This window comes from Nocardioides sp. PD653-B2 (assembly GCF_002117935.1).
GTDB lineage: Bacteria > Actinomycetota > Actinomycetes > Propionibacteriales > Nocardioidaceae > Nocardioides.
On record NZ_BDJE01000071.1, the window covers coordinates 11,353 to 30,281 of the forward strand.

Here is an 18,929-nt window from a genome sequence, read left to right on the forward strand (position 1 = left end):
ACGGATGCCCGTCCTCGTCGAACCTGACCCGACCTCGCTGTCCTCGCTGCTCACCGCGCTGCCGGAGGGCAGCCACGGCGTCGACTCGATCGACCGGCTGCACGCCTGGCTGGGCGAGCACACCGAGGAGTACGTCGTCGTCCTCGGTCCGCACCTCGACCTCGACCACGCCCTCGCCACCTGCGAGTCGCTGCGGGTCGGCCGGCCGACCATCAGCGTGCTCCTGGTGCGCGACCCGGCCGACGCTCCGATCGACGCCCCGCTGCTGACGCGGGCGATCAAGGCGGGCGCCCGCGACGTCGTACCGGACGACGACCTCGACGCCGTCGCCGGCGCCGTCGGCCGCGCCCACCAGCTGTACGTCGCGCTGCGCGGCCCGGCGGGGGCCTCCCGGCGCGGCAAGGTGATCACCGTCTTCTCGCCCAAGGGCGGGGTCGGCAAGACCACGATGGCGGTCAACCTCGCCCTCGCGCTGGCCGACCGCGGCGCGCGCCAGGTGTGCCTGGTCGACCTCGACCTGGCCTTCGGCGACGTCGCCATCACCCTCCAGCTCTTCCCGACCCACACGATCGAGCACGCGATCGGCTCGGAGGAGTCCCTGGACGCCTCGCTGGTCACGTCGCTGCTGACCCGGCACCAGGACTCGCTGATGGTGCTGCCCGCGCCGAGCCGCCCCGACGTGCGCGAGCGGGTCACCCCGGCACTGGTGACCCGGCTGCTCGCCACGCTGCGCGAGAGCTTCGACGTCGTCGTCGTCGACACCGCACCCGCCTTCGACGAGCCGACCCTGGCAGCCCTCGACGAGACCGACGAGTGCGTGGTGGTCGCGACGCTCGACGTCCCCACCCTCAAGAACGTGCGGGTCGCGGTCGAGACGCTGGAGATGCTCGGCATCGCGCGCGGGCACCGGCACCTGCTGCTCAACCGGGCCGACGACGCGGTCGGCATCGGGCCCGAGAAGGTCGAGTCGATCCTCGGTCTGGCCGTCGCCGCCCGGGTCGCCACGTCCATCGACATCGCCGCGGCGACCAACGCCGGCACCCCGATCGTCAGCGGCAAGCCCGACCACCCGTCGAGCACGGCCATCCGCGCCCTGGCCGTGCGGCTCTGCGGCGAGCCCGCCGCGCCGGTGACGGCGCCCGACACCGAGACCGTCACGGAACGGTCCGCCCGCCGCTTCTGGGTCCGACGATGAGCCTCGCCGACCGGCTGGCCGCCGCCCGCGCCGAGGCTCCGGACAGCCTGGAGACCGCCGCCGTGCCCGACGAGGCGCTCGGCCGCCGGGCCGGGCTGGCCGGCGCCCCGGACCGGATCGAGCAGGTCAAGGAGGCCGTCCACGTCGAGCTGCTCCAGCAGCTCGGCCCGCAGCTGTACGACGCCGACCTGGACCAGGACCAGCTCGACCAACGGGTGCGCGCCGTGCTCGCCGACGTGCTCGCCGCGCAGGAACGGCCGCTGAGCCACAGCGACCGGGCCCGGGTGACGCAGGAGATCAGCGACGACGTGCTGGGCTACGGCCCGATCGAGCCCTTCCTGCGCGACCCGAGCATCTCCGAGATCATGGTCAACGGCGCCCACAGCATCTGGCTGGAGCAGGAGGGCCGGCTGGTCCCGACCGCCGCGCACTTCGTCGACGAGGCCCACCTGCGCCGCACCATCGACAAGATCGTGTCCCGGGTCGGGCGCCGCGTCGACGAGTCGAGCCCGATGGTCGACGCCCGGCTGCCGGACGGCAGCCGCGTCAACGCGGTGATCCCCCCGCTGGCCATCGACGGGTCGGCGCTCACGATCCGCAAGTTCGCCGCCGACCCGCTCACCGTGGACGACCTGGTCGCGCTGGGCACGCTGACCGCGCAGGCGCGTGACTTCCTCGACGCCTGCGTCCGCGGCCGCCTCAACGTGATCGTGTCCGGCAGCACCGGCGCCGGCAAGACGACCACGCTCAACGTGTTGTCGTCGTTCATCCCCGACGACGAGCGGATCGTGACGATCGAGGACGCCGCCGAGCTGCAGCTGCGCCAGGAGCACGTCGTGCGCCTGGAGTCGCGGCCCGCGAACATCGAGGGCAGGGGCGCGGTCGACACCCGCGACCTGGTGCGCAACGCGCTCCGGATGCGCCCCGACCGGATCGTCGTCGGCGAGGTGCGCGACGCCTCGGCCCTGGACATGCTGCAGGCGATGAACACCGGCCACGACGGGTCGATCTGCACGGTGCACTCCAACGGACCCCGCGACACCCTGGCCCGGATCGAGACGATGGTGCTGATGGCGGGCATGGACCTGCCGGTCCGCGCGATCCGCGAGCAGGTGGCCTCGGCGGTCGACCTCATCGTCCACCAGACCCGCTTCAAGGACGGCAGCCGCCGGATCACCCACCTGACCGAGGTCGAGCGGATGGAGGGCGACGTCGTCACCCTCCAGGACGTCTTCGTCTTCGACCACGCGGCCGGCTTCGACGGTGAGGGCCGGGCGCGCGGTCGGCTCGAGGCGACCGGGCTGCGGCCGAAGCTGCTCGACAAGCTCGCCCAGGCGAACGTGACCGTCGACCCGCTCCTCTTCGTCACGGGCCGGCCGTGAGCTGGCTCCTGGTCGCGGGTGCGGCCGCCGTCGGGGTCGGGCTGCTCGGCCTGATGGTGCTCCTCGTCCCGCCGTCCCGGGTCCCGGCGCTGGGCGCCGCCGAGGCGGTGTCGGCGTACGTCGGGAGCAGGCCGGAGCCGGTGGCTGCGGACCACCCGCGGCCCGACGCCCGGGCCCAGGCCACCGGCGCGGCCGCCCAGGTGCTGGGCCGCAACCGCTCCCTCGAGGAGCGGATCCGGCACCGGCTCGAGACGGCAGGGAGCCGCGTGCAGCCCGCCGAGTGGCTGCTCGTGCACACCGCCGCGTTTGTGGGCGCCGGTCTCGTCGGCCTGCTCGTGGGCGCCGGGAACGTGCCGGTCTTCGCGATCTTCCTCGTCCTGGGTGTGCTCGGACCGTGGCTCTACCTCGGGCTGCGGGGCTCGCGACGCCGTACGGCCTTCTCCGCCGCGGTGCCCGACACGCTCCAGCTGATGTCGGGGTCGCTGGCCGCCGGGCTCTCGCTGGCCCAGTCGGCCGCGACCGTGGCGCGCGAGGGCGTGGAGCCGGTGGCCTCGGAGTTCCGCCGGGCGCTCGTGGAGACGCGGCTCGGCGTGCCCATCGAGGACGCCCTGGAAGGGATCGCCGAACGTTTCGACAGCGCCGACCTGGCATGGGCGGTGATGGCGATCCGGATTCAGCGTCAGGTGGGCGGCAACCTCGCCGAGCTGCTCGACACCGTCGCCGCGACGATGCGCGAGCGCGAGTACATCCGCCGGCAGGTCTCGGCGCTGTCCGCCGAGGGCCGGATCTCGGCGTGGGTGCTCGGCTGCCTGCCGCCGGCGTTCCTGCTCTACCTGCTGCTCGCCAACCGCGAGTACGTCATGGTGCTCTTCTCCGACCCTCGCGGCTGGGTGTTCCTGGCCGCGGCCGGCCTGTGTCTCGCCGTGGGTGTCTTCTGGATGAGTCGCCTGGTGAAGGTGGAGGTCTGACATGGTGCTCGTCCTCGGCGTGCTGCTCCTGGCGGTCGCGATCGTGCTGCTCTCGGTCGCGGTGGCCGAGGAGCGCGACACCCGTGGCGTGGCCCGCTCTCTCGCGCTGGTCCGCGCGACGTCCACCGCTCCCGAGCTCCTGACGGACGAGGCGGACTCGCCGTTCGGCGAGCGGGTGCTGAGGCCCCTGCGCGGCCGGGCGCTGCGCACGGGCCGACGGCTGGCCGGCTCCGACGCGGCGGAGCGGATCCGGCACCGCCTCGACCTGGCCGGCAACCCGGCCGGCTGGACCGTCGACCGGGTGCTGAGCGGCACCGTACTCGGCGCGACCGCGGGGCTGGTGGTCTCGGGTGCGTGCGCGCTGCTGCTCGACCCGGCGCTTCCGTTCGCCGTCCTGCTCGTCGTCGCGGGCGCGGTCCTCGGCTTCTTCTCGCCGGGCCTCTACCTCTACCAGCGCACCTACGACCGGTCCGAGCGGATCCGGCGCGACCTGCCCGACGCCATCGACCTGCTGACGATCAGCGTCGAGGCCGGGCTCGGCTTCGACGCGGCGGTCCAGCAGGTCGCCCGCAACACCGAAGGTCCGCTGGCCGACGAGCTGGCCCGGGTCCTGCGCGAGATGCAGCTCGGCCAGGGACGTGCGGCCGCGCTGCGCGCGCTCGCCGAGCGCACCGAGGTCGCCGAGCTGCGCGGCTTCGTCGGCGCGATGGTGCAGGCCGACAGCCTCGGCATCCCGATCGCCCAGGTGCTGCGCGTCCAGTCGGCCGAGATCCGGGTGAAGCGCCGCCAGCGTGCGGAGGAGAAGGCCCAGCAAGTGCCGGTGAAGATGACCGTGCCGCTGATCTTCTGCATCCTCCCGTGCCTGTTCGTGGTCGTGCTCGGGCCGGCCGTCCTCAACATCATGGACACGTTCTGATGGGCACCGTCTGATGGCCCGTCGGAGCTGGCACTCGCTGCGGCTGGGCGCCGCGGTCCGGGTGTGCGCCCTGGTCGCCCTGCTCGCCCCGGCACTGTGGACCCAGGACGCCGCGGCGCTGCTCGCCCTGCTCGCGATCGGCGTGATGTGGGTGCTGGGCGAGGTTTCCGAGCTGCAGCCGGCGCTGCCGGTCTGGCTGACCACCGTCCTCGAGCCCCTCTGCGTCGGGCTCATCTGCGGGTTCACCCTGCACACCTCGACCGCCATGCTCGGCGCGCTCGCGGTCGGCCCGCTCACCGCCGGCCTGCGTCAGGGTGCGGGCGGCGCGCTGTCGGCGTTCACCGCCGAGATGGCCGGCACCATCATTGTCGCCACCGGTCTCTACGGGCCGCTCGACAGCGCCCAGGGACTCGCGATCGTCACCTGGGGCGTGGTCGCGCTGGGGCTCGGCATGATCGCGACGTTCCTGCACTCCGCGCTGCGCCGCGAGCCCGACCCGCTCGCGCCGTACCACGACGCGCAGGCGCTGATCCACCAGCTCATCGACCTGTCCGGAGGGTTCAGCTCCGGGCTCGACCCGACCACGCTCGGCACCTCCATCCTGACCGCCGTGCGCGACGAGCTGCCGACCACCTCGGTGGCGATCTACGTGCCCCGCGACCACGACCTGACGCCGTTGGTGGCCCTCTCGGGGGGGACCAGGACCGACGCGGCCGCCGAGGAGGCGCTCGCCGTCGAGTCGTGGTCGTCGGCCCGGTCGCTGGTGCGCGGGCGGGCGTTCGCCTTCCCGCTGTCGTCCGGCGGCAACGCCGTCGGCGTGGTGGCCGGCCGGGTCTCCGACCGGCTCGACGAGGCCCGGGTCGGGCTGGACGGCCGGATCCGCGAGCTCGCCGTCCGCCTCGGGCCGAGCACCGTGCGCCTCGACACCGCGCTGCTCTTCGAGTCCCTCCGCGACCGGGCGACCGCCGTGGAGCGGCATCGGCTGGCCCGGGAGATGCACGACGGGCTGGCCCAGGACATCGCGTCGCTCGGCTATCTCACCGACGCGCTCGCCGCTCGACCCGCCTCCCCCGCGCAGGCCGCCCAGATCGAGGCCCTGCGGGAGCGGATCTCCGCGGTCGTCTCCGAGGTACGCCGTTCCGTCGTCTCGCTGCGGACCGGGGTCGGCGACAGCGCGAGCCTCGGCACCGCCCTCGGCACCGTGGCCCGGCACCTCACCGAGTCATCGGGCATCCCGGTGCACGTGACGCTCGACGAGCGCGAGACCCGGCTGCGGCCCGAGGTCGAGGCCGAGCTGTTCCGGATCGCCCAGCAGGCGATGACCAACGCCGTACGCCACGCCGATGCCACGACCATCGACGTGCACTGCCGGGTCCGGCCGCCGCGTGCCGTGATCACCGTGCGCGACGACGGCCAGGGGCTCGGTCCCGCGCGACCCGACTCGCAGGGGCTGGAGATCATGCGCGAGCGCGCGACGCTGATCGGCGCCCGGCTCGAGGTCGAGCAGCGGCGCCCGCACGGCACGTCGGTCACGGTCCGGGTGCCCGCCGCGGCGCTGGCCGAGAGCGTGTCGGCATGAGCACCCGGGTGCTGCTCGTCGACGACCACGAGCTGATCCGCAGCGGCCTCGCCGCGGTCATCGACCTGGAGGACGACCTCGACCTGGTCGGCACGGCGGGCACCGTGGCCGAGGCGTTGGCGGCGGTCGACGCGCTGCAGCCGGACGTCGTGATCGCCGACCTCCAGCTCCCCGACGGCACCGGCCTCGACATCGTGCGCACGGTCCGGCGCACGAGCGACACGATCGGCCTGGTCGTCTTGACCATGCACTCCGGCGACGACCAGATCTTCGCGGCCATGCAGGCCGGCGCGTCCGGGTTCGTCGGCAAGGACGCCCCGGCCCAGGAGGTCGTGCGGACCGTCCGGCACGCCAGGGTCTCCCCACGCGCGTTCGTCTGCAGCGGGCTGACCAGCGCGATGGCGCGCCGAATCGGCGGCGGCTCGGCGCGGCTCTCCGACCGCGAGCACGACGTCCTCGTCCTGCTCGCCGACGGCCTCGGCACCGCCGCCATCGCCGACCGGCTCTTCATGAGCGAGTCGACCGCCAAGGCCCACATCGGGCACATCTACCAGAAGCTGGGCGCCGCCAACCGCGCCCAGGCCCTGGTCACCGCGATGCGGGTCGGCCTGCTCTCCAGCGTGCGCCCCGCCGACGCCTGACCTGTCGCTTTCGCACGCGGTGGGGGCGCTGACCCGTCGCTTCCGCACGGCGTGGACGCGCTGACCCGTCGTGTCCGCACGGCGTCCGGGCGTCGACCCGTCGCTTCTGCACGGTCCCCACCGCGCTGGCCCGACCACGCCCGCGGACCTGGCCGATCGGGCATGCCATCTAGTCATAAATGACTAGATAGACTAGTGCGTTCGCCCGATCCGAATAGCCCTTCTGCGAGCGGATGATCACCCGTGAGGGGTTGAGGGACCCCGGGGCCGTCTGGCCCAAGCGAGAGGGAGAACATCATGATGGAGTACATCCGCAGTCTGGTGGCGGGCCGGCGCGAGCGCACCGAGGACGGCGCGTCCGCCGTCGAGTACGGCCTGCTGGTCGGCGGCATCGCCGCCGTCGTCGTCGTCCTCGTCTTCGCCCTCGGGGGACAGGTCAGTGGGCTCTTCGACAAGGCCTGCACGGACATCGACACGAACTCGTCGGCGACGTCGTCGTCGACCGCAACCTGTTGAGCTGACCAGGGTCACCGACCGTGGCCGCGGACCGCGAGGTCCGCGGCCACGGTCGTGTCCGGGCCGGACTCATCGGGGCAAGCCCGCGCCTACTCCCCCGTCAGCTGACGAGCGATCGCGATCCGGGTGAGGCCGGTGGGGTGGGAGCCGAACCAGAACTGCGACCACGCGGGCGGGGTGGGGTCGGCCAGGGACCGCAGCGCCAGCTGGCGCTGGACGCCGACGAACGCATCGCCGTCGCGGGTGACCTGGAGGGCGTCGACGTCGGCGCGGGTCTCGATCTGCCGGCTGATGCCGTTCTCGATCGGGCTGGCCAGCACGGTGCCGACGGCGATCAGCGCCAGCACCAGCGGCACCACCGCGGGGTCCCGGATCGACAGTCCGCGGCGCTCCCCCACCGCGCCGACGAGGAGGGCCAGCAGACCGACCCCGAAGACCGCGCCCGCCGCGCCCAGGAGCGAGCCGGTGAGCACGTCGTCGTGCTGGGCGTGCGCGAGCTCGTGGGCGACCACCGACAGCGCCTGGTCCTGCGGCACGTCGTCGACGAGGTTGTCGTAGAGCACCACCCGCCGGGTGCCTCCGAAGCCGGAGACGTAGGCGTTTAGGGTCGTGGTACGGCGTGAGGCGTCGGCGACCAGGACGTCGTCGATCGGCACGCCCTCCTGGTCGGCGAGCGCGAAGACCGCGGTCCGCAGCCGGCCGTCGGGCAGCGAGGTGAAGCTGTTGAAGAGCGGCTCGATCACGACGGGGTAGACGAACGAGCCGGCGAGGACCAGCACCCCGAGCAGCCCGCCCGCGACCGCGGGCCAGGCCCGCCGCCACCGGCGCGCGCAGCCGAGCAGCACGATCAGCATGACCGACGTGGCCACCGTGTTGACCACCTGGTGCTTGACGAGGTCCACCGCGAACCCCGACCACGCCTGGGTGCTCAGGCCGTAGTCGAGGACGTGGCGGCGCAGCAGCACGGCGAACGGGAGCGTGACCACCCGTCCGACCAGCTCGACCAGCGTCACGCCGAGGAGGACCCGCACCCACCACCAGCCGGGCAGCCGCCCGACCAAGCGCCGGCCCCAGCGGCTGAAGCCGAGCACGCAGGCGATGACCAGGGAGACCCCGAGCGAGCTCCAGCTCCACACGCGGGCCCACTGCGAGTAGTCCTCGGCTCGGGCGATCTCGGCCGGGGTGAACACCGAGTCGGCCGCGGCCGGCGACGGGGTGCCTCCCGGCACCGGGTGCCACGGCACCAGCAGGACCGCCAGGACCACGAAGGCGATGCCGCCCACAGCGGTGACGATCAGCGCGACGCGACGGTCGGGGGCGGGGCTCACTCCGCCAAGTCTGACAGGAGGGTCCGCCACTGCTCCGTGAAGCCCGCGACGGTCAGCCCGAACGACGCACGCAGCGCGGTGGCGAGGTCGGTCCCCCGGTCGACGCGGCGGTAGAAGGACACGAGCGCGTCCTCGCCGCCGTCGATCGCGAGCTGCCGGCAGGCCAGCCACGCGCTCTCGTACGTCGCGCCCAGGTCCTTCGTCTGCGTGTTGAACTCGGCGGCCCCCGGGAGCGCCCGCGGCGGCCCGTCGCGGCGCACCTCGGCGATGATCTGGGACGCCGAGGTGGCCAGCGGCAGGTCGACGTCGCGGAGCGCCACGTAGTCGGCGAAGCCCTCGAGCAGCCACAGCGGCAGCTGGCTCACCCACGCGTCGGTGGCGACGTGGGTGGCCTCGTGGCTCATCACGACCTGGGCGCCGGTCGGCCGGAGGCCGCCGAAGACGTCGGGGTTCACGAAGACGTGCACGGGCGCGTCCGGCGCGAGCGAACCGTCGGCCGCGGTCGTCACCGCTGCGATCTGGTCGTAGGTGCCCTGGGCTGCGTCGAGCGCCTGGTCGAGCGCCCCGACCGACGACGGCACCTCGACCACCAGGCCGCGGTGCCACTGCGGCAGGACCCGACGTACGACCGGCACCGCCGCGGTCGCGCGGCGGGCGTAGCCGTCGGCGGCGGCCGCGGTGCCGTCGACCATCACCAGGGTCCGGGGCGTACGGCGCACCTGGAGCGGGCCGGTCAGCCACAGGGGCGAGATCCGGTCGCCGCCCCCGAAGCCGGTCAGCGCGACCCGGTCTCCGTCGTTCTGCAGCTGCACCTGGATCTCGGCGCTGGCCGGAGCCCGGTCGAACCCGTGGAACTGCCAGGTCGCGTCCGCGGCCGCGCTCCAGGAGTCGTCGGGACGGGAGAGCGAGTCCTCCGCGTCGACGTAGCGCAGCGCGAAGTCGTCGACCTCGAGCAGCTGGGCGTTGCGCACGATCCCGGCCAGCAGGTCGGCGGTGTCGGTGTCACCCTCCGGCGCGAGCGCCCGGGCGGCGTCCGCGTCACCGTCGTCGACGGCACGCACGAAGCGGGCCAGGGTCTCCGTCGCCAGCGCGGGCTGGACGCTCCGTTCGACCGGCGCCGGTGCCGGGGCGACGTACGGGTCGTCGTCGGTGATCGTCCAGGCGAGCAGCCCGACCACCACCAGCAGGCACAGCGAAAGGCCGGCCACCCACCACCGTGGGCGACCGGCCAGTCGTGAGCGTGCGGGTTCGGCCAACTATCAGCCGTGGGTCAGCCGGGCCGTACGGCGCCGACGTACGGCATGGCGTGCAGGCTGGTGACGCGGACCCCGGAGCCGGGGTTCTCGGCGTTCACGATCATGCCGTTGCCGATGTACATGCCGACGTGGCTGATCGGGCTGTAGTAGAACACCAGGTCACCGGGCTGCAGGTCGCTCTCGGCGACGTGCGGTCCGGAGGAGTACTGGGCGCTCGACGAGTGCGGCAGCGCGACGCCGGCCTGGGCCCACGCCATCATCGTCAGACCGGAGCAGTCGAACGCGCTCGGACCGGCTGCGCCATAGACGTACGCCTTGCCGACCTGCGCCATGGCGTAGGAGACCGCGGCCGCGGCCCGACCGGAGGCCGGGACGTCGGAGGGGACGCGCACCTCGCCGCGCGACAGGATCGCCTCGCGCTCCTCGGCCTTGAGGTCGCCGAGCAGGTCCTGGGCCTCGGCGAGCTTGTCGTCGATGGTGGCCTTCTCCTCGGCCAGCCGCTTCTGGGTCTCGGCGACCTGGGCGGCCCGCTTCTCCGTCGCGGCGCGGCGGATGTCGAGGGCCTTCAGCTCGGTGGCGTAGTCGTCGAAGAGCTGCGACTGCATGTCGTTGAAGGCCGACATGGTCGAGAGCTGGGAGAGGAACGCCTCAGGATCGTCGGAGACGACGACCTGGCCGACGGCGGAGAGGTTCTGCCCCTCGTACTGACGCACGACGGAGTCCTGCACCTGGTTCTGGACCGCCTCGAGCTCCTGGTCCTGGCGGCCCTGGTCGGCTCTGAGGGAGCCGAGGTCGCTGGTGAGCTCCTGGAGCTCCAGCTTGGCGTCGTTGTAGCGCTCCGAGGCCTGCTCCGCCTCGTGGTAGAGGCGGTCGACCCGGGCCTGCACGTCGTCGATGTCGGGCTGGGCCTGCGCCGGGGAGGAGGGCATGAAGCCCACCGCCGCGATCATGGCGCACCCAGAAAGGATCGTGATGAAACGCTTGCGGCCGTTCTGCACGAGCGGGCGCTCTCCCTTGCACGTCGTACGCCTACCGGGTGAGCTGACGGGTTCGGGCACAACGTTTGCCCTACCCCCGCTCCGCGGTGGCCACGGTGCGTGCCTCCGCCTTGCGAGGGATTCACCCCAGGTGAGTTGGTTCCCCGGCTTCCGGGCTCCCCCACGGAGGTGGAGGAGTCCGGAACTCAGCGCGGCGGCCGCGCGGATCCGAGTGATCCACTGCCACGGCCACCTGAGCGACACACGTTAGTGGCGGGTCCGGGTGCTGGCCAACTTTCGACCCATGTCGCGCGATGTTTCTCGCCCCGAACGACGATTCTTTACGGATGCGGGTCACTTCCGTTACACCCGTCACAGGAGACTCAGGCGGACTCGACCTGCGGCGGCCCGTCGAGGGGCTGAACCAGCCGTAGCGGAGGCACCAGGCCCCCGCGGGCCAAGACGTCGAGGGCCCGGCCCGCGTCGTCGTCGAAGGTGAGCTCGGGTGGCGGACCGAGCAGCACCGTCACCACGCAGTCGTGGCAGTGCAGACCCCGCACGGAGCAGGTGTCGCAGTCGATTCTCGTCGTCATGCCGGGAACGCTCGCAGGGACCACCGACAGTGGGGGCCGGCCGGACCACCCCTCGGCGTGTCGGGGTGCGCCTCAGCGCGCCAACAGGGCGAGCAGCGCGCCGGTCGCCGCGACCCGGGCGCCGCCGCGGGCGGCGTCCTCGGCGACCTCGCGGTCGTCGGACACCACGACCAGGGCGCGGCCGCTCGGCTCCGCCGCCACCAGGTCGCGGATCACGTCGTCGGCGATCACGCCGCGCGGGCTGAACAGCACCCGGACCCCTCGGGGCGCATTCACCGGCGGCCGGTGGTCGGTGTCGGCCGCGTCGAACACGACGGTGGTCTCCGCGCCGGTGCGCGCCACCAGGGGCGCCAGGCCGGTGACGAGCCGGATCCGCTGCGCCTCCAGCGACGAGGCCGGCCAGGCGGACTTGCTCACGTTGTAGCCGTCGACGATCAACCGAGCTCGCGGCATCGCGAGCAGCTGCTCGAGGAGCGCCGGGCTCGACGGTCCCCACGCGCCGGCCGAGCTCGGGACGCGGGCGCCGGACTCGGCCAGGTCGGCCTCGACCCGGTCGCCCGGCGAGCCGCTGACCGCGGGCAGCGCCAGCTCGCGACGGAGCCCGCTCGCCGCATCGATCACCGTCTCGAGCAGGACCCGGGCCCGCAGCGTGGCCTCGTCGCGCTCCGACCGCGCGTCACGGCGGCCCTGCGTCGCCTCGGCCTCGAGGCGCTCGACCTGGCCACGCAGCCGGCGGTTCTCCTTCTCCAGCGCGGCGCAGCGCTGCTCCGCGTCGGACTCCGCGGCCAGCCGGGCGACGTCGGCCTCGTCGGCGGCGGCCCGCGCCTCGCGCTCGGCGGCCCGGGTGTCGCCGAGCTTGCGGCGCAGCGCCGCGTTGTCGGCCTTGATCTCGTCGAGCTGGGCCCGCTGGGCCGCGCGCAGGTCGCGCACCGTCTGCTCCGCGTCGGCCAGCTTGACGCGCAGCCGGTCCAGCTCCCGGTCGGCTCGGTCCGCACGGTCGTCGGGAGGCCCGGTGCGCTCGGCGACCCGCCGTACGGCGTCGTCGAAGGCGGCCTCCCAGTCGTCGGGACGGGTCAGCCAGTCCAGCGCGGCCTCGGTCGCCGGGTCGTCGCCCGCCGGAGCCGGCCGGGCCGCGACCTGGGTGCCGACCCGGGCCCGGAAGTCGTCGTCGGCCAGCGCCTCGGCGATCGCGGTGCCGCCGAGACGGGCCCGGCGGGCGGGCGCGAAGGTCGCGACCCGTCGAACCGACGCAGGGAGCCGGGGTACGTCGGGCAGCGCGTCGGCGGTCAGCGCGACGATGCGGGTGCGCACCGGCTCCGGGAGCTCGACCAGCGAGCGGAGCACGGGGACGGTCATGGCCGGGCCCGTCAGCTCGTCCCGGGCTCGGCGGTGACGGGCTGGTCGTCGGCCTGGTGACGCGGCACGACCTCGATCGCGTCGGAGCGACCGCACCACCGGCAGGCGACGGCCTCGACGGACTCGCCGCGCAGCTCGGTCTCCTCGACGGTGTGGTCGCCGGCGAGGTCGAAGTGCCAGAACTCCGTCGTACGACGGGTGCGCGTGACGTCGAAGCGGGTGAGGTTGCCGCAGCCCGAGCAGCGCCAGCGGTGCGCGTCGTCGGGGATGGCGGTGCTCATCTGCGCTCCTCTCTCGGGCCGTTCTGGCCACACCCTATGGTTTCCCGCGCGCCGCCCCGGGAATGTCGGTGCACCGATCTAGCGTCGACGGCATGGCTACCGGCGTTCAGCGTGCGACCTCCCAGTGGGAGTCGCAACGCAGTTTCGACGAGCTGGGACGCCCGCTGCGCGACATCACGTTCTGCGTCGTCGACCTCGAGACCACCGGCGGCTCGGCCGAGGGCGGCGCGATGATCACCGAGATCGGCGCCGTGAAGGTGCGCGGCGGCGAGGTGCTCGGTGAGTTCCAGACCCTGGTCAACCCCCACACCGAGATCCCGGCGTTCATCGCCGTGCTCACCGGCATCAGCAACTCGATGGTCGCCGACGCGCCCTCGATCGAGTCGGCGCTGCCGGCGTTCCTGGAGTTCGCGGCGGGCTCGGTGCTGGTCGCCCACAACGCCCCGTTCGACGTCGGCTTCCTCAAGCACTTCGCCGCCCGGCAGGAGCGGCCCTGGCCGCGCTTCGAGGTCCTCGACACCGCCAAGCTCGCGCGCCGGGTGATCACCCGCGACGACGCGCCCAACTGCAAGCTGTCGTCGCTGGCCAAGGCGTTCGGGTCGACCACGACGCCCAACCACCGCGCGCTCTCCGACGCCCGGGCGACCGTCGACGTCCTCCACGGGCTGATGGAGCGGCTCGGCGGTCTCGGCGTCCAGACGCTCGAGGAGCTGCAGACGTTCTCCTCGCGGGTCACCACGGCGCAGCGCAAGAAGCGGCACCTCGCCGAGTCGCTCCCCCATGCCCCGGGCGTCTATCTCTTCCGCGACGACCGCGCGCGGGTCCTCTACGTCGGCACCTCCCGCGACCTGCGCTCGCGGGTCCGCTCCTACTTCACCGCCTCCGAGACCCGCTCGCGGATGGGCGAGATGGTCGGCATCGCGAGCCGCGTCGACGGCATCGAGTGCGCGACCGCGCTCGAGGCCGAGGTGCGCGAGCTGCGGCTGATCGCGGAGCACAAGCCGCGCTACAACCGGCGCTCCCGGTTCCCCGAGAAGGTCCACTTCGTCAAGCTCACCCGCGAGACGTGGCCGCGGCTGTCGCTGGTGCGCCGGGTGCTCGACGACGGCGCCGACTACCTCGGCCCGTTCTCGTCGCGGAAGACCGCCGAGAAGTGCCTGACCGCGCTGCACGAGACGTTCCCGGTCCGCCAGTGCTCCGACCGGCTGTCCCTCACGCCCTCGCGGGCCCCGTGCGTGCTGGCCGAGATGGGGCGCTGCCTCTCCCCGTGCGACGGCAGCGTCGACGCCACGACGTACGCCGCCGTGGTGCGCCAGCTGCGCGACTCCCTGCTCCGGCGTCCTGACGAGGTGGTGGAGGCGATCAACACGCGGATGGCGGCGCTGGCCGCCGACGAGCGGTTCGAGGAGGCCGGCGTCCACCGGGACCGGCTCGCGGCGTTCGTGCGCGCCGCGGCCCGCACCCAGCGGCTCTCCGCGCTGACCCGCTGCCCCGAGGTGGTCGCCGCCCGGCGCGAGGACGACGGCCGCTGGGCCGTCCACGTGGTGCGCTTCGGTCGGCTCGCCGCCGCCGGGGTGATCCCGCCCGGCGCCGACGCGCACTCCTACGTCGCGACGCTGCGGCTCTCGGCTGAGACGGTCGCCACGGCCCCCGGCCCGGTGCCGGCCGCGACCGCCGAGGAGACCGAGAGGGTGCTGCGCTGGTTGGAGTCGCCGGGGATCCGCCTGGTCGACGTCGACGGCGAGTGGACCTGCCCGGTCGCCGGCGCCACCCGCCACCTGGCCATCCACGACGCGGTCAACCAGTCCCGGCTCTCCCTGGTGCCGTTCGACGACCGCCGCGAGGTCTCCACGGTCCACCAGCCGACCCGTTAGCCTGACCGCCATGATCACCGCCATCGTCTTCGTGAAGGCCGACGTCGCCCGGATCCCGGAGGTCGCCGAGGCCATCGCCGCGCTCGACGGGGTCAGCGAGGTCTACTCGGTCACCGGTCAGATCGACCTGATCGCCCTGGTCCGGGTGCGCAACCACGAGGACGTCTCGGACGTCGTCGCCGACCGCCTCAACAAGGTGCCCGGCGTCAACGCCACCGAGACCCACATCGCGTTCCGCACCTACTCGCGTCACGACCTCGAGTCGGCGTTCTCGCTCGGCCTGGACTGACCCACCCGTGGACTGGCTGAGCGACCACTGGCTCGACCTCGTCGGATGGGGCGGCAGCGCCCTGCTGGTGTTCTCGCTCCTGCAGGCGCGGGTGCTGCGCTTCCGCACGCTCAACACGATCGGCTGCCTGATCCTGATCGTCTTCAACGCGATGCTCGGCGTGTGGCCGATGGTCGGCATGAACGTCGTGCTCGCGTCGATCAACGTCTGGTTCATCGTCAAGCTGCTCGGTGAGCGCCACGACGAGGCGGCGTTCGAGGTCCTCGGCGTCGGCCTGGGCGACGACTACCTGCACCACGTGCTGCGCAACCACCGGACCGACATCCTGCGCTTCCAGCCCGACTTCGCCTGGGACCCGCAGCCCGACCGCGACCTCGCCTTCATCGTGATGCGCGCCGACGAGACCGTCGGGGTGGTGCTGCTGCGCCGCGACGGCGACGTCGCCCGGATCCTGCTCGACTACGTGACCCCCCGCTACCGTGACTTCACGCCGGGCGAGTTCGTGTGGCGGCGCAGCGGTCTGCTGGCCGACCTCGGCTTCCGCCAGGTGATCACCCCGCCGCACATGATCGGGGCCTACTACGACCACGTCGGCTTCCGCAGCAACGGCCGGGAGTACGTGCTCGACCTGCCCTAGACCGAGCTGGCCTCGATCCAGCGGTCGAGCGCCGCGCGCGCGGCGCCCGAGTCCACCGCGTCGCGCGCCTTCTCGACGCCGGCGGCGAGCGCGTCGGCCGGCGGGGTGCCGGGCGCGTCGTACACCGCGAGCGCGGCGCCGGCGTTGAGCAGGACGGCGTCGCGCACGGCGCCGGTCTCGCCGGCCAGGAGCCGGCGTACGACGTCGGCGTTGTGGGCCGCGTCGCCGCCGCGCAGGGCCTCGGTGGTCCCGCGCGGGACGCCGATGTCGGCCGGGTCGAGGACCGACTCGGTGACCTCGCCGCCGTGCACCCACCAGACCCGCGACGTCGTCGTCGTGGTCAGCTCGTCGAGGCCGTCGTCGCCGCGCACCACCCAGGCGTCGACACCGCGACGGGCGTAGACGCCGGCCATGACCGGGGCGATCCGGAGGTCGGCGCAGCCGATCGCGAGGGCTCCGGCGCGGGCCGGGTTGGTGAGCGGTCCGAGGATGTTGAACGTCGTGCCGATGCCGAGCTCGCGGCGGGTGACCGCGGCGTGCCGCATCGCGGGGTGGAAGGCGGCGGCGAAGCAGAACGTGATGCCGGCCTCCTCCGCCACCGCGGCCACGCGGGCGGGCGGCAGGTCGAGCCGGATGCCGAGCTGCTCGAGCACGTCGGCGCTGCCGGACTGGGACGACGCGGACCGGTTGCCGTGCTTGACCACGCGGGCGCCGGCGCCGGCGGCGACGATCGCGGCCATCGTGGAGATGTTGACCGACATCGAGCGGTCGCCGCCGGTGCCGACGACGTCGAGCAGCCGTCCGGAGACCGTGATCGGGGTCGCGACGGCGTACATCGCCTCGACGAGGCCGGTGACCTCGTCGACCGACTCCCCCTTGGCCCGCAGCGCGACCGCGAAGCCGGCGACCTGCGACGGCGACGCCTCGCCCGAGAGCACCTCCCCCATCGCCCACGCGGTCTGCTCGGCGGTGAGGTCCTGCCCCGCGACCAGGGCACCGAGGACGTCGGGCCAGCTCGACATCAGGTCGTGGCGGGCACGTGCGAGCGCAGCACCGAGACCACGGTCTCGGCGAGCTGGATCGGGTCCAGCGGGTGTGGCACGGCGGCCTCGGCCCGCGACCAGGTCGCCAGCCAGGCGTCCTGCGGGCGGCCGGTCAGCACGACGATCGGCGGGCACCGGAAGATCTCGTCCTTGAGCTGCTTGGCGATGCCCATGCCACCGGCGGGCACGGCCTCGCCGTCGAGGATCGCGAGGTCGATCAGGCCGGCGTCCATGTTCTGCAGCACGACCGGCTCGGTGGCGACCTCGACGTACTCGAGCTCGGGCAGGTCGGGGTGGGGCCGGCGGCCGAGCGCGAGGATCACCTGCTGGCGGGTGTTGACGTCGTCGCTGTAGACGAGCACGCGCAGCGCGGTCCGGGGAGAGGTCGAGTCGCTCACGGCGGCGATGCTACCGCTCACTCTCCGGTGCGCGGCGCGATGCCGCCGCTTCTCGCGCCTCGAGGAGGTCGAGGCGGCGGTCCTCGCGCGTGGCCTCCTTGAGCGACGCGCGCACCCACTGGGTGAACAGCACGCCGAAGAGCACCAGCGCGACCAGGTCGCCCGAGCCCCAGAGGATCCCGCCGGCGAGGTGCTGGTCGTCGATCGGCTCCGGCAGCCAGGAGCCCAGCGGACCGTCGTGCAGGTCGGGGTACCAGGACCCGCCGATCAGCTCGGTCTCGCCCATGATCGTGACCCCGAGGAACGCGTGGAACGGCAGCGTCAGCACCACCAGCAGCATCCGGAACGGGTAGCTCACCCGGCCCGGGACCGGGTCCACCCCGACGATCGGCCAGAAGAAGAGCGAGCCGACGAGCACGAGGTGGATGTGCATCACCTCGTGGAGGTACGCCGAGTGGAGGGTCGCGTCGTACCAGCCGGAGAAGTAGAGGGCCCAGGGCGACACGACGTAGAGCAGCAGCGTGAGGGGCGGGAAGGTCAGGACCCTCGCCGGCCAGGAGTGCAGCACGGCGAGCAGCCAGCGCCGCGGCGCCGGCGGCAGCGTCCGGAGCGCGAGGGTGACCGGCGCCCCCAGCGCGAGCGCCATCGGGACCAGCATCGCCAGGATCATGTGCTGGACCATGTGGACGCTCAGCAGGGTGAGGTCGTAGGTCCCCAGACCGGACGCCGTCGCGAAGTAGAACGAGCCCATCCCGAGGACGACGAACGCGATCGTCCGCCCCACCGGCCAGCGGTCCCCGCGGCGGTGCAGCAGGTGCACGCCGTACAGGTAGAGACCCGCCACCCAGACGGTGATGACGAACGGGATCGGGGCCAGCGACCACTCGGTGAAGACGGTGCCGAACGTGAAGCGCGGGAGCGCGCCGGCGGCGTCGAGGACGGTTCCGGCGGACGGGATGAGCACGTTGTGAACTTTATGACCCCCAAACACAGGGGGTCGGGGTGCCCTCGTCCTCGGGTCACGACATAATGACCGCGTGGCGACAGCAACCGCGATTCCGGCCTCCCGACTGCACGGGCACCACGACCGACCGAGCATGGTCAGCGTCGGGACGATCATCTGGCTCTCGAGCGAGCTGATGTTCTTCGCCGCGCTCTTCGCGTCGTACTTCACGATCCGCGCGGTGAGCCCCGAGCTGTGGGCCGAGAACACCGCGATCCTCGACGTCCCGTTCGCATCGGTGAACACCACGATCCTGGTGCTGTCGTCGCTGACCTGCCAGCTCGGCGTGTTCGCCGCCGAGCGCGGGCAGGTCGGCCGCACCGGCTCGGTGTTCCGGGTCAAGGGTTGGGGCCTGCGCGAGTGGTTCGTGCTCACCTACGTCATGGGCGCGATCTTCATCGCGGGCCAGGCCACCGAGTACGCCTCGCTCGTCAAGGAGGGCGTGACGATCCAGGACTCGGCGTACGGCACGATGTTCTACCTCACCACCGGCTTCCACGGTCTCCACGTGACCGGCGGGCTGATCGCCTTCCTCTTCGTGCTCGGCCGCACCCTCGTCGCGCGCAAGTTCACCCACGAGCAGGCCGTGAGCGCCATCGTCGTGTCGTACTACTGGCACTTCGTCGACGTCGTCTGGATCGGGCTGTTCGCGACCATCTACCTCGTCAAGTAGCGCTTCTCGGCCACCGAACCGCAT

The 18,929-nt window shown here is 73.0% G+C and carries 20 protein-coding genes and 1 riboswitch; of the genes, 11 read left to right on the forward strand and 9 right to left on the reverse strand.

Going from position 1 to position 18,929, the window contains the following annotated elements; translation table 11 throughout:
* Positions 1 to 4: 4 nt before the first annotated feature.
* The 7 genes from PD653B2_RS23525 to PD653B2_RS23555 all read left to right on the forward strand — a co-directional run bounded on the left by PD653B2_RS23525 (position 5) and on the right by PD653B2_RS23555 (position 7,197).
* The gene (locus tag PD653B2_RS23525; RefSeq protein WP_085874857.1) at positions 5 to 1,195 is read left to right on the forward strand and encodes an AAA family ATPase; all 1,191 of its coding nucleotides are present in this window, start codon (positions 5 to 7) and stop codon (positions 1,193 to 1,195) included.
* Positions 1,192 to 2,577 carry a CpaF family protein gene (locus PD653B2_RS23530; RefSeq protein ID WP_085874858.1) on the forward strand — a complete coding sequence of 462 codons (1,386 nt, stop codon included), beginning with the start codon at positions 1,192 to 1,194 and terminating at the stop codon, positions 2,575 to 2,577. The genes PD653B2_RS23525 and PD653B2_RS23530 overlap by 4 nt, the downstream gene beginning before the upstream one ends.
* Positions 2,574 to 3,545, forward strand: coding sequence for a type II secretion system F family protein (locus PD653B2_RS23535; RefSeq protein ID WP_085874859.1), 972 nt, complete (start codon positions 2,574 to 2,576; stop codon positions 3,543 to 3,545). Before PD653B2_RS23530 ends, PD653B2_RS23535 begins: the two co-directional genes overlap by 4 nt.
* A 1-nt stretch (position 3,546) precedes the next feature.
* Positions 3,547 to 4,461, forward strand: coding sequence for a type II secretion system F family protein (locus PD653B2_RS23540; protein WP_085874860.1), 915 nt, complete (start codon positions 3,547 to 3,549; stop codon positions 4,459 to 4,461).
* Between the two features lie 13 nt (positions 4,462 to 4,474).
* The gene (locus PD653B2_RS23545; RefSeq protein WP_085874861.1) at positions 4,475 to 6,040 is read left to right on the forward strand and encodes a sensor histidine kinase; all 1,566 of its coding nucleotides are present in this window, start codon (positions 4,475 to 4,477) and stop codon (positions 6,038 to 6,040) included.
* A complete protein-coding gene (locus PD653B2_RS23550; protein ID WP_085874862.1) occupies positions 6,037 to 6,681 on the forward strand; it encodes a response regulator transcription factor in 645 nt (214 codons plus the stop codon). Before PD653B2_RS23545 ends, PD653B2_RS23550 begins: the two co-directional genes overlap by 4 nt.
* A gap of 297 nt (positions 6,682 to 6,978) precedes the next feature.
* The gene (locus tag PD653B2_RS23555) at positions 6,979 to 7,197 is read left to right on the forward strand and encodes a Flp family type IVb pilin (RefSeq protein ID WP_085874863.1); all 219 of its coding nucleotides are present in this window, start codon (positions 6,979 to 6,981) and stop codon (positions 7,195 to 7,197) included.
* Positions 7,198 to 7,286: 89 nt separating this feature from the next.
* Here the strand turns inward: PD653B2_RS23555 and PD653B2_RS23560 are convergent, their stop codons facing one another.
* The 6 genes from PD653B2_RS23560 to PD653B2_RS23585 all read right to left on the reverse strand — a co-directional run bounded on the left by PD653B2_RS23560 (position 7,287) and on the right by PD653B2_RS23585 (position 12,988).
* Entirely contained in the window at positions 7,287 to 8,525 is a 1,239-nt protein-coding gene (locus PD653B2_RS23560) for a M48 family metallopeptidase (protein WP_085874864.1), read from the reverse strand.
* The gene (locus PD653B2_RS23565; RefSeq protein ID WP_085874865.1) at positions 8,522 to 9,733 is read right to left on the reverse strand and encodes a hypothetical protein; all 1,212 of its coding nucleotides are present in this window, start codon (positions 9,731 to 9,733) and stop codon (positions 8,522 to 8,524) included. Before PD653B2_RS23565 ends, PD653B2_RS23560 begins: the two co-directional genes overlap by 4 nt.
* A gap of 62 nt (positions 9,734 to 9,795) precedes the next feature.
* On the reverse strand, positions 9,796 to 10,710 hold the full coding sequence (locus tag PD653B2_RS23570; RefSeq protein WP_242665424.1) for a C40 family peptidase: 915 nt from the start codon (positions 10,708 to 10,710) through the stop codon (positions 9,796 to 9,798).
* A 95-nt stretch (positions 10,711 to 10,805) separates the two neighbouring features.
* A riboswitch (cyclic di-AMP (ydaO/yuaA leader) is annotated at positions 10,806 to 10,970 on the reverse strand.
* Between the two features lie 171 nt (positions 10,971 to 11,141).
* Positions 11,142 to 11,351 (reverse strand): hypothetical protein, encoded by a 210-nt coding sequence (locus PD653B2_RS23575; protein WP_085874867.1) that lies wholly within the window; start codon positions 11,349 to 11,351, stop codon positions 11,142 to 11,144.
* Between the two features lie 72 nt (positions 11,352 to 11,423).
* On the reverse strand, positions 11,424 to 12,707 hold the full coding sequence (locus PD653B2_RS23580; RefSeq protein WP_085874868.1) for an NYN domain-containing protein: 1,284 nt from the start codon (positions 12,705 to 12,707) through the stop codon (positions 11,424 to 11,426).
* An 11-nt stretch (positions 12,708 to 12,718) separates the two neighbouring features.
* A complete protein-coding gene (locus tag PD653B2_RS23585; RefSeq protein WP_085874869.1) occupies positions 12,719 to 12,988 on the reverse strand; it encodes a hypothetical protein in 270 nt (89 codons plus the stop codon).
* Between the two features lie 92 nt (positions 12,989 to 13,080).
* Between PD653B2_RS23585 and PD653B2_RS23590 the strand changes: the two genes are divergently transcribed.
* The 3 genes from PD653B2_RS23590 to PD653B2_RS23600 are packed head-to-tail and all read left to right on the forward strand — an operon-like array spanning position 13,081 to position 15,788.
* Positions 13,081 to 14,862 carry a DEDD exonuclease domain-containing protein gene (locus tag PD653B2_RS23590; protein ID WP_085874870.1) on the forward strand — a complete coding sequence of 594 codons (1,782 nt, stop codon included), beginning with the start codon at positions 13,081 to 13,083 and terminating at the stop codon, positions 14,860 to 14,862.
* A gap of 10 nt (positions 14,863 to 14,872) precedes the next feature.
* The gene (locus tag PD653B2_RS23595; RefSeq protein ID WP_085874871.1) at positions 14,873 to 15,151 is read left to right on the forward strand and encodes an Lrp/AsnC family transcriptional regulator; all 279 of its coding nucleotides are present in this window, start codon (positions 14,873 to 14,875) and stop codon (positions 15,149 to 15,151) included.
* A 7-nt stretch (positions 15,152 to 15,158) separates the two neighbouring features.
* A complete protein-coding gene (locus tag PD653B2_RS23600) occupies positions 15,159 to 15,788 on the forward strand; it encodes a YgjV family protein (protein ID WP_085874872.1) in 630 nt (209 codons plus the stop codon).
* Here PD653B2_RS23600 and trpD read toward each other — a convergent pair.
* Genes trpD through PD653B2_RS23615 form a run of 3 tightly spaced genes read right to left on the reverse strand, consistent with a single transcriptional unit; the run spans position 15,785 to position 18,193 of the window.
* Positions 15,785 to 16,810, reverse strand: coding sequence for an anthranilate phosphoribosyltransferase (trpD, locus tag PD653B2_RS23605; protein ID WP_085874873.1), 1,026 nt, complete (start codon positions 16,808 to 16,810; stop codon positions 15,785 to 15,787). The genes PD653B2_RS23600 and trpD overlap by 4 nt on opposite strands.
* Positions 16,810 to 17,229 carry a response regulator transcription factor gene (locus PD653B2_RS23610; RefSeq protein WP_207559351.1) on the reverse strand — a complete coding sequence of 140 codons (420 nt, stop codon included), beginning with the start codon at positions 17,227 to 17,229 and terminating at the stop codon, positions 16,810 to 16,812. The genes trpD and PD653B2_RS23610 overlap by 1 nt, the downstream gene beginning before the upstream one ends.
* A gap of 10 nt (positions 17,230 to 17,239) precedes the next feature.
* Positions 17,240 to 18,193 (reverse strand): cytochrome c oxidase assembly protein, encoded by a 954-nt coding sequence (locus PD653B2_RS23615; protein WP_242665423.1) that lies wholly within the window; start codon positions 18,191 to 18,193, stop codon positions 17,240 to 17,242.
* A 106-nt stretch (positions 18,194 to 18,299) separates the two neighbouring features.
* On the opposite strand from PD653B2_RS23615, the gene PD653B2_RS23620 reads away from it, so the two are divergent.
* Entirely contained in the window at positions 18,300 to 18,905 is a 606-nt protein-coding gene (locus tag PD653B2_RS23620) for a cytochrome c oxidase subunit 3 (RefSeq protein ID WP_278247454.1), read from the forward strand.
* Positions 18,906 to 18,929: the final 24 nt, after the last annotated feature.

Coding starts and splice junctions, on each gene's coding strand:
- PD653B2_RS23550 (WP_085874862.1), top strand. CDS start 6,037: ATGAGCACCCGGGTGCTGCTCGTCGACGACCACGAGCTGATCCGCAGC.
- PD653B2_RS23540 (WP_085874860.1), top strand. CDS start 3,547: ATGGTGCTCGTCCTCGGCGTGCTGCTCCTGGCGGTCGCGATCGTGCTG.
- PD653B2_RS23545 (WP_085874861.1), top strand. CDS start 4,475: ATGGCCCGTCGGAGCTGGCACTCGCTGCGGCTGGGCGCCGCGGTCCGG.
- trpD (WP_085874873.1), bottom strand. CDS start 16,810: ATGTCGAGCTGGCCCGACGTCCTCGGTGCCCTGGTCGCGGGGCAGGAC.
- PD653B2_RS23585 (WP_085874869.1), bottom strand. CDS start 12,988: ATGAGCACCGCCATCCCCGACGACGCGCACCGCTGGCGCTGCTCGGGC.
- PD653B2_RS23530 (WP_085874858.1), top strand. CDS start 1,192: ATGAGCCTCGCCGACCGGCTGGCCGCCGCCCGCGCCGAGGCTCCGGAC.
- PD653B2_RS23525 (WP_085874857.1), top strand. CDS start 5: ATGCCCGTCCTCGTCGAACCTGACCCGACCTCGCTGTCCTCGCTGCTC.
- PD653B2_RS23570 (WP_242665424.1), bottom strand. CDS start 10,710: ATGCCCTCCTCCCCGGCGCAGGCCCAGCCCGACATCGACGACGTGCAG.
- PD653B2_RS23575 (WP_085874867.1), bottom strand. CDS start 11,351: ATGACGACGAGAATCGACTGCGACACCTGCTCCGTGCGGGGTCTGCAC.
- PD653B2_RS23590 (WP_085874870.1), top strand. CDS start 13,081: ATGGCTACCGGCGTTCAGCGTGCGACCTCCCAGTGGGAGTCGCAACGC.
- PD653B2_RS23555 (WP_085874863.1), top strand. CDS start 6,979: ATGATGGAGTACATCCGCAGTCTGGTGGCGGGCCGGCGCGAGCGCACC.
- PD653B2_RS23580 (WP_085874868.1), bottom strand. CDS start 12,707: ATGACCGTCCCCGTGCTCCGCTCGCTGGTCGAGCTCCCGGAGCCGGTG.
- PD653B2_RS23595 (WP_085874871.1), top strand. CDS start 14,873: ATGATCACCGCCATCGTCTTCGTGAAGGCCGACGTCGCCCGGATCCCG.